The following is a 13,376-nucleotide window of genomic DNA, read 5'->3' as shown; positions in this document are numbered from 1 at the left end:
TGGCTCTGGCTCTGGCTCTGGCTCTGGCTCTGGCTCTGGCTCTGGCTCTGGAATTGTGTTCGTTTGCTCGGGTTCTGTCTGGTCTTCGGGCTCATTTTTCTGTTCAAGAACGGCTTCAGGCAGCATCATTTCGGCGACTTCATCGCCAAGCTGCAGCGCTGCGATCTCTTGAGCCTGCGTAACCTCAACCGGCAGCGGAGGCTCTACGACCTGCTCGACGGGCTGCTCGATCTCAACCTTCTCTGCCTTTTCCACCGGCTCTGGCTCGGGTCTGTCAAGTTCGACTGGAGCTTCCCGTTCGGCCTGCTCAACCGGATCTTGCTGAACCTCTTTTTCAACGGGTTCGGGCTTCGGATCAGGCTCCGACTGGCCATCTAAAGGGGCCACTGTCTCATCCTGGCCAGCGATCAGGTCCTCCAGCGAACCGGCAAGCGCGATGGTGATGCCGGATCCCCCGCGCATCAAGACTTCATCACTCTCAACTTTCCAGCGCGAAAGAAGGAGCGCATGCGCACCAACAGACACCATCAGACTTACGGTCAGCACACCCCAGCCGAGCCCACTCCCCTTTTTGTTCATTGGGTTGCTCTCACCGTCACCAGTTCAATCTTCTGAATGCCCGCGGCCTTTAAATCTTTGAGCATCGCTGTGAGTTCAGTGCCCTTGAGTTTTTTATCCGCAATGATCAGAAGAGATTGCTCCTCTCCCTGATCCACGACGGCTGCAAGGTCCTCCGGCGCGATCACCGCGTCCTGAAAATGAAAAATGCCCTCTTCATCAATCACCAGAGCGTTGGCCACACGGTCTCGCTCATCCTCACCAGATACCTGAGGCGGATGAATATCGCGGGCGACATCCGTATCAATGGTGCCTGCCACCATGAAGAAGATGAGCATGAGGAAGACAATATTTATAAGCGGGATGGTGCTCTCAAAGGCACTTTTCTTCTTTGTGGTTTTGAGCCTCATTTCGCCGCCTCCGACGTGCTGGAGCTTCCGACCAGCGTCGGCTTGAAGCCTGCATTTGTAACCAGCTCAAGAACGCTAACGACGTCCTGAACAACCGACTCGCTTTCCGGCAGAACGGCAATCAACTGCGTCTTGGCAAGGTCCATCTCGGCCAGATGCGCGCCAAGACCTTCGGCGGAGACTTCTATGCCATCAACAACTACGAGCTCTGCATTTTGCACCCTGATGATCACCGGTTTTTGCGCTTGTTCACTCTCGCCCGAGGCACCGGAAGACACATCCATCCGCTGATAGATGGAGAATGTTGAGGCCAACATGAAAAACATGAGGAGCAGAAAAATGACGTCAATGAGCGATGTGAGCGACGGCGCACGACTGCGGCGACGGGTGTTTCCGAGCTGCATCTAGGCGACCTCAAGCTTCGCCTTACGTTCGCGCACAGAAACAACCGCATGATCGTCTTCCGTTGCGGCTCCAGTAAACAGGTGTGTCACAACCAATTCCATTGCAGCCTGTTCCCGCTCGACCCGGCTTTCAAAAAAGGTGAGCAAGACAGAAGACGGAATTGCAACAGCCAGGCCAACCGCCGTGGTCAAAAGCGCAACCCAAATACCACTGGCAAGGTCGGCGGGGTTTACCTGCGCTCCGGCATCTGCCATGGCCTGAAATGCATTGATCATGCCGAGCACCGTACCGAACAGGCCAAGAAGAGGTGCGATTTGTGCAATCATTTCCAGCGCACGAAAGTGACTGCGCAGGCTGTTCAAATGCGTCAGGCAAATACGCTCAACATCTTCGCGGATGAGAGCCTTATCGAGCGAAGGGTTGCGGAGACCGCGCATGGTGTGAGCAGCGGCATCAGACACCGGAGACCGGTGGAGCGCTACCATACGATACGCATCATCCATGTATCCCTTGCGCCAAAGCTCTACCGCCGTCTTCGCGCGAGCGTGCCGACCGATACCGGCCCGGACGAACTGAATGAGTTTCGCCACAACGAGAGTCGAGGCGGCCAGACTGAGCACAAGCAATAATCCGACAACCGAGCCACCTTTCTCCAGCAAGGAAACCAGAGGCCCCAAAAACTCGCCGTACCCCGACGCAGCGACAGATGACAGCACGGAATATTCCTTTTCCAATCCCCAGGAAGCGGATGCTTCAACCACCCGCTGATCAACTATCCAAAATTGTCTAGCCCCTGCCAGACGCAGCTAGAGCAGCGCAAGACCTCACGTTCAACACCAAGATGCCCGCAGACAACACCCCTATCATTTATTGGGGTTTTGTGCAGGCCTCTACGGAGATGACCCCGACATTCAGAAAAGTGTAGCTGGCTTGCCGACGAGGGAGGAGCGGGTGGCTGGCTACTGAGTTCGGGCATGACTTTGCCTGCCAGTGTCAGACGCGAATGACACTCATTGGCAAACAGTCGTTGCTTTCTTACTTAAATATGAGTATGAAAGTCAAGTTATAAATATCCGGCAACAACCGGAGGATGCTAACTTGTCGAAGAAACGGGGCTGAGAAATGACTAGGATCGCTCATCAAGGAACTGATAGCGAAAGCACTCAGAAGATTGATAGTAAGGCACTTTTCAAAGGCACGCGTGAGATCAAGATCTCGCACAACGATGATGAGTACCGCCTTACCATCACCAAACTCGGCAAATTGATTCTGACCAAGTAGGCATAAAAACGCCGGCCCTGTGTATCAGGACCGGCGCGCGTTCTTCCACAGCGTAGGACTGCTTACTTCATCTCACCAATAGATTCGAAAGTGTCATTTGAAACCTTGAACATGGCGTAGGCACCGGGGACATCTCCGTTTTCGTCAAAGTCCAGGTCACCTGAGGCACCCTTGTAATCAATTGCCTTACCTTCTGCGATGAGGCCTGTTGCCTTCTTCCATTCACCCGGAAGAATCGGTTCACCTTCACCATTTGAAACTTCACGCAGAGCTGCAGCGACTGCGGCCTTGTCGCCGCCAGCTTTCTCAATAGCCAACGCCATGAGGAAGGCTGCATCATATGACGTGGTCACAAAAATTGCGTTCGGGTCTCCGCCGATACCGGCAAAAGCATCATTGAACAGATCGAGACTGCTGGATGCTGTACCTACCGGTGAGGACGCAACAAATGTCGTCAGGTTCTCGGCCCCAAGTTCGTTGATGATGGCTTCAGACTTCATGCCGTCGCCGCCAACAAAGTTTTCAAAGAAGCCATTCTCAAGCGCTTGGCGCAGAATGGTTAGACCTGTGCCGTCACCATAGTCAAAAATTACAAGGGTGTCGGCGCCATCACGTGTCAACGCTGCAAGGTTTGAGCGGTAGGACGCCTTGCCTTCCTCGTGCGCGGCATATCCAGCAAGCTCGCCACCATTGGCTTCAAACTCAGCCTTAAAAGATTCAGCCAGGCCAGTACCATAGTCGTTGTTCAAATAGGCGACAGCAACCTTCTTGGTTCCCCGCTCCAAAAGCGCCCGCGCAAGCGCCCGGCCCTGATAGTCATCAGATGGCACGGTACGCATAACGGTGTCTTTGTCCTCGATGCTGGTGATTTCCGGAGATGTGCCAGATGGCGTCAACAAAGCAATGCCAGCAGGCACGGAAACAGAGTTGGCGACCGCAATAACCGCGCCGGAGCACTGCGGACCAACCAGGCCAACAACCTGCTCTACGTTTACCAGCTTGGTTGCGCTGTCCACGCCGTTTTGCGGATTACAGCCACTATCGCCAACGACAGCCTCAATCATCTGGCCACCAGCAACGCCACCTTGTTCATTGACCTGCTGGAAGGCAAGCTGCGCGGCATCAAGCATTGGCGGAGCCATTGCTGCAATCGGCCCCGAAACACCGCCAAGCAGGCCAACTTTAACGTCTGCCAGTGCAGTGTGTGACGTAAGGGCGGTAGCTCCTGCAAGAGCTGCCGTGAATGCAAGTGAAGTAAGCTTCATGTTCACAAACCTCCGGTTGGATCTTGTTGTTTTGGCCAGAATCGGGCCACTCGATCGCTAAGTGGTGGGTGCATCGGAAGCTGGGCTTCCCCTTTGCACCTTCTCCTTGTTTGTTTCATCGGTGTATTGCGGTTCCGGCAAAATCCCCTCCGGACGGAACCGCAGCACAAGCTGCAACATCAAGCCAATGATGAACACTCGCATGTACTTGGCTTTGATGGCGTATTCCTGCGGCAGCTGATCGGTAATCATCTCCGACATGGACCAGATGATCCAGACCACTGCAACGCCGAGGATCGCACCGCGATTATTCCCCGACCCACCGAGGATCAGCATGATCCAGATAAGGAATGTGGCGACCATTGGATCAACCGCCTCGGGTGTGATGGACCGGTTGAAGTGGGCGAACAAGGCACCGCCCAGCCCCATGATGGCAGCACCGAAAATGAAGGCTTCGAGGCGACGGCGCTCGATGTTTTTACCCATGGCCGCAGCGGCGGCTTCATTGTCCCTGATAGCGCGCATCATGCGGCCCCATGGCGCATGGATCTGCCGCTCGACGAGGAAGTAAACGATGCCGAGGATTAAGAAGACCATGAGCATGTAGGCGAGCTGAGATTGAAAATACTCCAGGTCTCCAAATGGGCGCGGCACATTGTTGACGCCACGGGCACCGCCCGTCATCCAGCCTTCTGACTTCACGACCAATCGAATGATTTCGGCGATACCGATGGTGGCGATGGCCAGATAGTCCGAGCGAAAACGCAAACAAATTTTGCCAATGGGCCAGGCAATCAGGCCTGCGGCAACCATGGCGCCGATCCATCCCACAACGATGGGCAGATCAAATCCACCAATTCGGTTTGCAACATCGGCCGACGTCAGGATTGCCGAAACGTAAGCGCCGACAGCGAAGAAACCCGCGATACCCGCGTTGAACAAACCTGTGAAGCCCCACTGGATGTTCAGGCCCAGCGCAAGAATGGCGTAGATGCCAATGAAAATCGCCATGTAAACAGCATAGTTGGCAAGTCCGATAAGTTCCATGAGCGACCTCCTTACAGAACCTTGCCCTTGAGCAGCCCGGTAGGACGTACAAGCAGGATGATCAACAAAATGGCGAAGGCGAGCGCGGCCTTGTATTCTGTCGGGATGAACAGCACAGACATCTCTTCAACGATGCCGATGATCAACCCGCCAATGACAGCCCCTTCGACGCGGCCCACGCCGCCCAGAATGGCTGCAGCGAACATGGGCAACAGCATGGTCCAACCCATAAGCGCCTTGAGCTCGGTGTTGAGTCCGAGGAAGAAACCAGCGGCAGCACACAGCATGCCAACGATCATCCAGGTGAGCATGGTAACCTTGCGGTTGTCGACGCCAGAAAGCAAAGCCAGATCAGGGTTGTCAGACATCGCCCGCATGGCCTTGCCCCATTTGGTGTTCTTCAAGAAGAACCAGAGCACTGCCACAATGCCGAGCATGGCAATAACCGTATAAAGCTCTCGATCGCGAATACGGATACCCCAGTAAGTCTCCGGGCGCACAATTCCGCGGGTGTATGTTTCCGTATCAACGCCCCACACCACCTGCACTATGGCACGCAGCATCAAGGCAATGCCGAGAGAGGCCATCACGGTCAGAATCTTCGGCCGTTCTTTGAGGTAGTCGTAGAAATACTTGTCGATGCCAATCGCCGCCGCGCCGCAGATGGCCATGGCAAGTGGCAAGGCAACCCAGACATTGACGCCCCCTACGGCAACCAATGCCAACGCGGCAAACGCCCCGAAAGTCGCAAGGTCCCCGTGGGCCAGGTGCGCGAACCGCAAAATGCCGAAGACCAATGTGATGCCAACAGCGCCCAGTGCGTAAATTGAACCGAGCACAACACCCGGTATGAGATAAAAGTTTATCAGTTCCAGCAGTGTCATTGCCCTACCCGCCCAAGAACATTTCAGCGACCTCCTGATCTGCAAGCAGATCAGCGGCCCGACCCTCATGGCGGTTTTGCCCCGCAGCCAACACATAACCACGGTCCGCAAACGCCAGGGCCTGTTTGGCGTGCTGTTCAACCAGCAAAATGGATACGCCGGAATCCCGCACACCGCGGGTGATCTCGAAAATCTGCTCCATGTACTTTGGCGACAAGCCCGCAGTCGGCTCGTCCAGCAGCAACAGTTTGGGGCTCAGCATCAAGGCTCGCCCCATGGCGACCATTTGACGTTGGCCGCCGGACAGGTTCCCAGCTAGGGCACGGCGGCGCTCTCTAAGATCTGGAAACAAAGCGTAGACACGATCACACGCCTCGGTGAAGTCGCCCTTGTTTAGAAACGCCCCCATCTCAAGGTTTTCATGCACAGTCATCTCGCGAAAGACGTTGTTGACCTGCGGCACGTAACAAACTCCGTGCTGAACAATGCGGTTTGGCGTCCATCCGGCGATGTCTGTGCCATCAACCATGATGGAGCCCCCACGGACTTTCAACAGGCCAAAAATGGCTTTCATGGCCGTTGATTTGCCCGCCCCATTCGGGCCGACAATGACAACAATTTCTTTTTCGGCCACCTCAATGGAAACACCATGGAGAATGTCCGCATCTCCATAGCCTCCGCGAACTTCTTGCATGGCAAGCACGTGGCTCGTCGCCTTTTGCAGCATCAGGCTGTCTCCCCGTAGGCGACTTCGCCAAGATAAGCTTCAAGGACGCGCGGATCAGAACGTACTGTCTGGAAATCTCCCTCAATCAGAACCGAACCTTCAGCCATGCAGATGACTGGAGAACAGAGCTTCTCGATCATCTCCATGTCGTGTTCGATGAGCATGAAAGTAAATCCACGCTCCTTATTTAGGATTTCTATCTTCTCTTCCAGTTTGCGCAGCAGCGTTCTGTTTACACCGGCTGCAGGCTCATCAAGCAGCACCAGCTTGGCATCCGTCATCATGGTACGCCCGAGCTCAAGTAGCTTCTTTTGACCACCGGACAGGTTGCCCGCGCGTTCAAAGGCCACCTGAGTGAGTTCCAAGAACTCAAGCGTTTCCCATGCACGTGCGCGCACCTCTTTTTCCTGCGCTTTCACGGCACCAAATTGCAACCAGTTTGACAGCAGGGTCTCCCCTTTCTGCGCTGGCGGCACCATCATCAGGTTTTCAAGGGCGGAGAGCCGGTGAAACTCGTGAGGGATCTGGAACGTCCGCACCAGCCCCTGGTGGAACAATTGATCCGTCGAAAGCTTCGTTACATCTTTGCCTTGAAAGCGGATTTTGCCTGACGTGGGCTGAAACGCCCCGGCAATCAGGTTGAACAGAGTGGTTTTGCCCGCGCCATTGGGCCCAACAAGACCTGTTATTGTTCCAGCACCAATCGAAAACGAGCACTTGTTGACGGCAGTAAAGCCGCCGAAGTTCATTGTCAGCCCCTCGACCTGAAGCATTCTCTCTCCCCAATAGGGGGCAGGTCAGCTTATGGCGCCAACTCTGCCCCCGTTCCCCATCTGGAGTAAACGCTATGGGCCCGCTTTTTCGCGAACCAAATCGTTTTGTATGCCTGATAAAATCTCTGGTTTTGTTTTTCTTTTTAAAGATCTAGCAGCTTTTCGCAGGATGAACCAGTAAAACCACCTAACCAAACACCCGACAATTTCTCAGCAAGTAGATGACTTTTTTTCGCGCATACGTCGGATATTTAGGTTACGGCAGCTTTCACTTTAAATTCAGGCCGATCCCAACGCCGTTCCTTGAGAATTCTTTCCAAAGCCTCTGCTGCCCCAACGACGTCCTCTGGGCCGATGTAAAGAGGTGTGAAACCGAAGCGAATAATATCAGGCGCTCGAAAATCGCCGATCACGCCATCAGCAATGAGCGCCTGCATGATGGCATAACCTTCTTCAGCATGGAACGAGACCTGAGATCCTCGGTCTTCGGCGTTTCGAGGACTGGCAAGTGTCAACTCCGGGCAGCGGCGTTCCACCTCGGCAATGAACAGCTCGCACAGGTCGACAGAGCGTATGCGTACATCGTCAAGGCTCACCAAATCCCAAAGATCCAGAGCGGCCTCCATGGCCGCCATGGCCAGTACGGAAGGCGTTCCAACCCGCATTTGGTTGATGCCAGAAGCCGGACGATAGTCCAGATCAAATGAGAAAGGGGTTTCGTGTCCCCACCACCCGGCAAGAGGCGTGGTCATGGCTTCGTGATGACGCTTTGCAGCATATACGAAGGCTGGAGCCCCTGGGCCACCGTTGAGGTATTTGTACCCGCAGCCAACTGCGAAATCGGCTTCACATGCATCGAGGTGTACCGGGAATGCACCTGCAGAGTGCGCAAGATCCCAAAGCGTCAACGCGCCCGCTTCATGCGCTTTTGCTGTGAGGCTCTTCATGTTGTGACGGCGACCTGTGCGGTAGTCCACCTCGGTGAGCATCATCACCGCGATCGTCTCATCCAAAGCCGCTTCCACGTCCTCCGGCTCGACGAGCCGCAACTCATGCCCTTGCTCCAACAAGCTTGAAAGGCCTTGAGCCATGTACAAGTCCGTTGGGAAGTTGCCCGTATCAGACAATATGATGTGCCGGTCCGGCCGCATTTTCACAGCCGTGGCGAGCGCTTTAAACACGTTGATGGACGTATTGTCGCCACAAAGCACAGTCCCGTTTTCGGCCCCGATGAGTTTTCCAATGCGATCCCCAATGCTTGAGGGTTTATGAACCCAACCATGGTCATTCCAGCCTCGGATAAGACTCACGCCCCATTGTTCATCCACTGTTTTTTGAACCCGTTCGGAGACGTTTTTCGGCATTGCGCCCAAAGAATTACCGTCGAGGTATATCAAAGAACCCGGAAGCTTGAAGAGGCGTTTCGTTGCCTCAAAGTCTGTGTGTGTTTTTCGCACCATTCCCCCTGAATAACTTCTGCCAGATGCGTTACCTTACGCAATATTACCAATTAGGAACTCAATAAGTTCACCCCGAGATTTGCACTGCTAAGCAATTTCCCGGTATAAGGGAGGTGATACAAGGGATTTTTATGCGCTGATCCGAGAGAAATTTTCACCTTGCCCTTCGGCATTTTTGGATTTATGCGCCTACGAAATTAATCTTTGGCCCATATAGCCGTTGCGGCAGATAGGCCCTTGGTCGACAAAAGCAGTGTTTCACCGCACTTGAGAATTATAATAATAGAGCAAATATCTAGACAAATATCACTGAATGAAATGAAAGGATGGGCTCTTTCGAGCCCAGCACTAGGAATTCACCAGGATGAGCAAACCTATCGTCCATTCCAAACACCCATTCTTTGAGGAGGGCGTGCAATGCGCGGCTCTACCTTTCCGCTTGGGCAAAAAAGGACGTCCGGAGGTCATGCTTATCACTTCGCGCGAAACAAGGCGCTGGGTTATCCCAAAGGGCTGGCCCATGAAGGGCAAAACTGACGCCGAAGCTGCAAAACAAGAAGCTTACGAAGAAGCTGGCATAAAAGGTAACATTGGGTCCAAGAAAATTGGAAAATACCATTATGTGAAGCTGCGCGGTGACAAGGCCCCTGTGCTTTGCGAGGTAAGCGTATACCCCCTCAAGGTCAAAGATGAGATGAAGCGCTGGCCGGAAAAGGATGAAAGAAACCGCAAATGGTTCTCCTTCTCTGATGCTGCTGATCTCGTTGATGAGGACGGCCTGAAAAAGCTTCTCATAGAATGGGAAGCGGAATTGGAACATGCCTGAGGTGAAACTTCACCTCAGGCTCCTAACCACTCTATGAGTTTCCCCATTACACTGCCCTTTGTGACCGGTTTGGAGAGATAATCATCCATACCCGCTTGCAGGCACTTACGTTTGTGCTCTTCCGTTGCGTTGGCGGTCAGCGCTACGATGCAGGTACGCTCGGCACCCGTTTGCAATTCGTTGGTACGGATCATTTCGGTCGCTTCGTAGCCATCCATTTCCGGCATTGAAACATCCATGAAGATGAGGTCTGGCTTTTGTCTCTTGAACTCTTCCACTGCTGAGCGACCATCTTTGGCAAGAACGACATCAAGCGGCTCTGTTTCCAGATAGGCCTTCATCACCATCTGGTTGGTTAACGTATCTTCCACGATCAAAATGCGCATGCCCTCAGGCAGTTTCTTTTCCGGCCCTTTGCGAGCCTCATGTAAACCAGCGTCCAACACACTGTGGTCCCCCTCTGCCGCGCTCAGAGGTAGCTCGACCACAAATGTGGTGCCGACATCCTTCTGCGATGTCACGATGATCTGCCCACCTAGTAACTCAACCAATGACTTTGTGATGGTCAGGCCCAACCCGGTGCCAGCATATTTGCGGCTTGCTCCGCTTTCTACCTGCCGGAACTTTTCAAAGATCGTTGTCAGGTCTTCATTGGCAAGCCCGATACCTGTGTCTGCAACCTCCACTCGAATACCATCCGGAACGAGTTGAGCTTTATCAGAGACGGTAATGTTTACACTGCCCACTTCAGTAAATTTCACCGCGTTGCTCACCAGATTGGAGAAAATCTGACGCACCATCGCCTGATCTGAGATGAAAGTCCGAGGTAGCACGGGGGAGTAGCGGAGCTCCAATTTCAGTTTTTTCCGCATGGCGCGATGGTAGTTGATGCTGAAAACAGCCTGCAGCACGCTTTCGAGGTTGAAGTAGCCGGTGTGTACATTCATATGACCGGCTTCAATCTTGGAAAAATCTAGGATGTCATTGATAATCTCAAGCAATGCGTTGGAGGAGTCCTGAATCATACCGGCGAGCTGACCTTGCTTTTCATCGAGTTCGGTATCGAGAAGCAGTTCACTTATGCCGATGATGCCGTTAAGTGGCGTTCTGATTTCGTGGCTCATGTTGGCAAGGAACTCGGATTTTGCCCGGTTTGCCTCTTCAGCCATGCGGGTTGCTTGCCTCAACTCTTGGGTACGCAAGGAAATGCGTTCTTCAAGGTCTTCCAGCGTCTGTGAAAGGGCCTGGTTGGCCATGTACAGCTCACGCGCCTTGTTTTCCAATAGGCGCTCAGCCTCTTTGCGGGCTTTTCGCTCGCGCTCTAAACGCCTTTGCAGTCGGAAAGCATCCATCGGTCATCACGTCCGCCTGAGGGTAAATGTTGCGGCGCTGCCAGCCTTCTCCTCCGGCATGTCCATATGAACCACAATTTCCTGTCCAAAGTGATCGATACAGCCATGAATAAGGCCATGTGCCAATGGCGCAAATGGGCGTTTGGACTCGTAATGCATGATAAGAACTGCGTCGCTCGGTCGATCGCAATCGAAGCTTGGAAGCTCTGCATGCGGATACAATTTCCGCACTTCGCGGTGGATGTAGTCTTCAATTGTACCGAGGAAGGTGAATGCATCGTCCGCGCCTTGGAAGAACTCTGGGTAGAGCACGGCGAACCGGGCAAAGAGATATCGCCCAAATTTTTCGACCAAGTCCTCGACAGGCACCCCGGTGTCTGCACTGAGTTGACCGATCAACGTTAGAATTTCGCTGTGATGGTACTCCCCTACAGCCGTGTAAGCACCGCCGCTGGGCAACATGTCCTCGACTTGCTCCATGACCCTATCGGCCACGTCAGGCGAAAACTCTTCTTCCACCATTTCCATGAATTCTGAAAAAACGACACCAAGCATGTTCGCCCCTGTTCTTGTTGTTTTAAGGCGTTGCTGCAATCCAATTTCCTACCTTAGGTAAAGAATGAAAAGAAGTGATTAACACGCAAGAAACTGGCACACCCGTTTGAAGCTATAGGCGCTTGGCCGTCGTCAGATCTGCCTTGAAGATCAACAGATCATCGCGGCGCTCTATTTCGCCTTCAAGGGATATGAACAGGGCCGTGAGGTCATACAGATCCTCAGGCACTGGATTGCCCTGCGCATCGGCAAGCAAAAAGAAGCTGCTGCCATCGACGGGACTGGTGCTGACGAAGACAGGCGGAACCCCGCCGATGAGACACAGGTTGGCACAGGCCTTGTGCGCAAGCCCCACGCCGGGGCGCATGGCGCCAACATAGCATTTGCCATCGCAAACCTCACCAGAAAGACGCCACCTTCCAAGATCTTCGGCGGGCTGCGGTTCAAAGCTATTGAGAGGGGTCTCTGCCGCGCGTAACTTCACTTGGCCGCCGACCTGCAGCATTTCGATTGTGCCGCGCTTGAGCAGCACCCCGCCTGCATCGACTTGTTTTCCATCGAGGGGCCCGGCCAATCCCTGAACGCCTCGCTTGCCGACCCCGGACAAAAGAAGTGCCCGCGGTTCGCCTCCCGGTTCACTCGGCGGCAAGCGCAAGACCGGATAGGGTTTGGCTTCAACAACACCGGTCATGGTCTGATAGCCGGCACTCCACAAGAACGTGCCGTTGCCAGGATCAGGGACAGACGCGCCAATGCTGAAAGCAACACCAGCCGCCCCGCCCACGAGAACAGCGGAGACAAAGAATAAAAAGCCCTGCAATAGCTTGGGAGGCTTTTTGGCCCACCCGATAAAAAACGGGTCCGGTTTACCCTTAGGCTTTTTCTGCTGCATGAACGCCTCCCACAACAACTGGCTCAATGTAGGTTCCCGCTGGCAAGGCAATGGGGTCCAATAAAAGGAGATTGCCTTTCAGCTTCAGGCGATATGTGGGGACCTTTTCAGTAAAAGGCGGCGGCGAACAGCCGTCTTCAACCCGATACTGATAGCCATGCCAAGGGCAGGTTACGCAGCCATAGACTATCTTCCCTTCCCCAAGCGGTCCGTTCTGGTGAGCGCACACGTTGGATATGGCGGAGACTTTGTCGCCGTCGCGGAACACGGCAACCCTTTCATCTTCCTTCAGCGCAACGATTTGTGCTCGCTTGTTGGGGATCTGCATTGGATCTCCCACAACCACCCACGGTGTGTCGTCAGCTTCAAGCGGCACGTCGTTTTCCGTTGACCGTTCTTTGCGTGCGGCTAGCAAATGCAACGTGATCACAAGGGACGCTGACGCACCAACCACCAGGGGTATAACCGGACCGGCAGCGCTTTGCAGCGCCCCAAGCGCAACATGGAAGACGACAAGCGCGTAGGCAAAATAGATGCCCATATGAAGCGTCTTCCAAAGGGGAGGCCCCAGAAAATGGAGCCAGAAGTCATGGCTTGTGGTGGCCAGCACCAAGAGGATCAACAGTGCTGCAAGTCCCAACACTTCGAAGGGAAAACCAAGGAACTGAAAATAGCTGGTGTTTGAAGCCAGAACCGCCACGTACCGATCTGTCGGAGAGAAGGCGTAGTACCAATCCAGGATGTACTTTACATGCACTACCGCGAGGCACGCAGTCATCACTCCGAGGTGACGCCTGTTGTAAAGCAGAGGCAAAAAACGCGTGTCTAAGCGGGACAGCGGGCCAATGCACAAAATGACTGTGAGCAGAAAAAAAACACAGGTGCCATAAGCTTGAGCTCGATAAATGAGCGCGTCTATGGGAAGGGTCACGGTCTGAAAA

General features: G+C 53.9%; 15 protein-coding genes and 1 pseudogene. 2 read left to right on the top strand and 14 right to left on the bottom strand.

Annotated elements, in window-relative coordinates:
* From PUV47_RS09440 to PUV47_RS09425, 4 genes and pseudogenes are all read right to left on the bottom strand, one after another.
* Positions 1-579, bottom strand: a pseudogene (locus tag PUV47_RS09440) (hypothetical protein); the annotation flags it as partial.
* Positions 576-968: an ExbD/TolR family protein gene (locus PUV47_RS09435; RefSeq protein ID WP_274218277.1), complete on the bottom strand. Its 393-nt coding sequence runs from the start codon at positions 966-968 to the stop codon at positions 576-578. The gene PUV47_RS09435 and the pseudogene PUV47_RS09440, both read right to left, overlap by 4 nt.
* Complete coding sequence (locus PUV47_RS09430; RefSeq protein ID WP_274218276.1) at positions 965-1,372, bottom strand: ExbD/TolR family protein; 408 nt, start codon at positions 1,370-1,372, stop codon at positions 965-967. The genes PUV47_RS09435 and PUV47_RS09430 overlap by 4 nt, the downstream gene beginning before the upstream one ends.
* Positions 1,373-2,089 (bottom strand): MotA/TolQ/ExbB proton channel family protein, encoded by a 717-nt coding sequence (locus PUV47_RS09425; protein ID WP_274218275.1) that lies wholly within the window; start codon positions 2,087-2,089, stop codon positions 1,373-1,375.
* A 406-nt stretch (positions 2,090-2,495) separates the two neighbouring features.
* Between PUV47_RS09425 and hemP the strand changes: the two genes are divergently transcribed.
* Positions 2,496-2,654 (top strand): hemin uptake protein HemP, encoded by a 159-nt coding sequence (hemP, locus tag PUV47_RS09420; protein WP_274218274.1) that lies wholly within the window; start codon positions 2,496-2,498, stop codon positions 2,652-2,654.
* A 62-nt stretch (positions 2,655-2,716) separates the two neighbouring features.
* Here hemP and PUV47_RS09415 read toward each other — a convergent pair whose 3' ends face one another.
* From PUV47_RS09415 to kynU, 6 genes are all read right to left on the bottom strand, one after another.
* Entirely contained in the window at positions 2,717-3,919 is a 1,203-nt protein-coding gene (locus PUV47_RS09415; RefSeq protein WP_274218273.1) for an ABC transporter substrate-binding protein, read from the bottom strand.
* A gap of 57 nt (positions 3,920-3,976) precedes the next feature.
* Positions 3,977-4,966, bottom strand: a complete 990-nt coding sequence (locus tag PUV47_RS09410; RefSeq protein WP_274218272.1) for a branched-chain amino acid ABC transporter permease — start codon at positions 4,964-4,966, stop codon at positions 3,977-3,979.
* Between the two features lie 11 nt (positions 4,967-4,977).
* On the bottom strand, positions 4,978-5,850 hold the full coding sequence (locus PUV47_RS09405; protein WP_274218271.1) for a branched-chain amino acid ABC transporter permease: 873 nt from the start codon (positions 5,848-5,850) through the stop codon (positions 4,978-4,980).
* A 4-nt stretch (positions 5,851-5,854) separates the two neighbouring features.
* Positions 5,855-6,577, bottom strand: coding sequence for an ABC transporter ATP-binding protein (locus PUV47_RS09400; RefSeq protein ID WP_274218270.1), 723 nt, complete (start codon positions 6,575-6,577; stop codon positions 5,855-5,857).
* Positions 6,577-7,350: an ABC transporter ATP-binding protein gene (locus tag PUV47_RS09395; protein WP_274218269.1), complete on the bottom strand. Its 774-nt coding sequence runs from the start codon at positions 7,348-7,350 to the stop codon at positions 6,577-6,579. The genes PUV47_RS09400 and PUV47_RS09395 overlap by 1 nt, the downstream gene beginning before the upstream one ends.
* A 251-nt stretch (positions 7,351-7,601) precedes the next feature.
* Entirely contained in the window at positions 7,602-8,810 is a 1,209-nt protein-coding gene (gene kynU, locus PUV47_RS09390) for a kynureninase (protein ID WP_274218268.1), read from the bottom strand.
* A gap of 364 nt (positions 8,811-9,174) precedes the next feature.
* Between kynU and PUV47_RS09385 the strand changes: the two genes are divergently transcribed.
* Positions 9,175-9,636, top strand: a complete 462-nt coding sequence (locus PUV47_RS09385; RefSeq protein WP_274218267.1) for an NUDIX hydrolase — start codon at positions 9,175-9,177, stop codon at positions 9,634-9,636.
* A 14-nt stretch (positions 9,637-9,650) separates the two neighbouring features.
* On the opposite strand, the gene PUV47_RS09380 is transcribed toward PUV47_RS09385, so the two are convergent.
* From PUV47_RS09380 to PUV47_RS09365, 4 genes are all read right to left on the bottom strand, one after another.
* Positions 9,651-10,988, bottom strand: coding sequence for an ATP-binding protein (locus PUV47_RS09380; RefSeq protein ID WP_274218266.1), 1,338 nt, complete (start codon positions 10,986-10,988; stop codon positions 9,651-9,653).
* Positions 10,989-10,994: 6 nt separating this feature from the next.
* Positions 10,995-11,543, bottom strand: a complete 549-nt coding sequence (locus PUV47_RS09375; protein ID WP_274218265.1) for a heme NO-binding domain-containing protein — start codon at positions 11,541-11,543, stop codon at positions 10,995-10,997.
* A gap of 112 nt (positions 11,544-11,655) precedes the next feature.
* On the bottom strand, positions 11,656-12,435 hold the full coding sequence (locus tag PUV47_RS09370; RefSeq protein ID WP_274218264.1) for a hypothetical protein: 780 nt from the start codon (positions 12,433-12,435) through the stop codon (positions 11,656-11,658).
* Positions 12,416-13,366 carry a Rieske (2Fe-2S) protein gene (locus PUV47_RS09365; RefSeq protein WP_337994498.1) on the bottom strand — a complete coding sequence of 317 codons (951 nt, stop codon included), beginning with the start codon at positions 13,364-13,366 and terminating at the stop codon, positions 12,416-12,418. The genes PUV47_RS09370 and PUV47_RS09365 overlap by 20 nt, the downstream gene beginning before the upstream one ends.
* Between the last annotated feature and the right edge of the window lie 10 nt (positions 13,367-13,376).

The sequence above is a fragment of the Pseudovibrio exalbescens genome (assembly GCF_028737195.1).
Classification (GTDB): domain Bacteria; phylum Pseudomonadota; class Alphaproteobacteria; order Rhizobiales; family Stappiaceae; genus Pseudovibrio; species Pseudovibrio zosterae.
The sequence above is the reverse complement of the archived record's forward strand: the minus strand, read 5'-3'. Positions and strand labels throughout refer to the sequence as shown.

What these genes read in the sequence shown, in the direction of transcription:
- PUV47_RS09435 (WP_274218277.1), bottom strand. Translation starts at nt 968, where the DNA reads ATGAGGCTCAAAACCACAAAGAAGAAAAGTGCCTTTGAGAGCACCATC.
- PUV47_RS09430 (WP_274218276.1), bottom strand. Translation starts at nt 1,372, where the DNA reads ATGCAGCTCGGAAACACCCGTCGCCGCAGTCGTGCGCCGTCGCTCACA.
- hemP (WP_274218274.1), top strand. Translation starts at nt 2,496, where the DNA reads ATGACTAGGATCGCTCATCAAGGAACTGATAGCGAAAGCACTCAGAAG.
- PUV47_RS09415 (WP_274218273.1), bottom strand. Translation starts at nt 3,919, where the DNA reads ATGAAGCTTACTTCACTTGCATTCACGGCAGCTCTTGCAGGAGCTACC.
- PUV47_RS09410 (WP_274218272.1), bottom strand. Translation starts at nt 4,966, where the DNA reads ATGGAACTTATCGGACTTGCCAACTATGCTGTTTACATGGCGATTTTC.
- PUV47_RS09405 (WP_274218271.1), bottom strand. Translation starts at nt 5,850, where the DNA reads ATGACACTGCTGGAACTGATAAACTTTTATCTCATACCGGGTGTTGTG.
- PUV47_RS09400 (WP_274218270.1), bottom strand. Translation starts at nt 6,577, where the DNA reads ATGCTGCAAAAGGCGACGAGCCACGTGCTTGCCATGCAAGAAGTTCGC.
- PUV47_RS09395 (WP_274218269.1), bottom strand. Translation starts at nt 7,350, where the DNA reads ATGCTTCAGGTCGAGGGGCTGACAATGAACTTCGGCGGCTTTACTGCC.
- kynU (WP_274218268.1), bottom strand. Translation starts at nt 8,810, where the DNA reads ATGGTGCGAAAAACACACACAGACTTTGAGGCAACGAAACGCCTCTTC.
- PUV47_RS09385 (WP_274218267.1), top strand. Translation starts at nt 9,175, where the DNA reads ATGAGCAAACCTATCGTCCATTCCAAACACCCATTCTTTGAGGAGGGC.
- PUV47_RS09380 (WP_274218266.1), bottom strand. Translation starts at nt 10,988, where the DNA reads ATGGATGCTTTCCGACTGCAAAGGCGTTTAGAGCGCGAGCGAAAAGCC.
- PUV47_RS09375 (WP_274218265.1), bottom strand. Translation starts at nt 11,543, where the DNA reads ATGCTTGGTGTCGTTTTTTCAGAATTCATGGAAATGGTGGAAGAAGAG.
- PUV47_RS09370 (WP_274218264.1), bottom strand. Translation starts at nt 12,435, where the DNA reads ATGCAGCAGAAAAAGCCTAAGGGTAAACCGGACCCGTTTTTTATCGGG.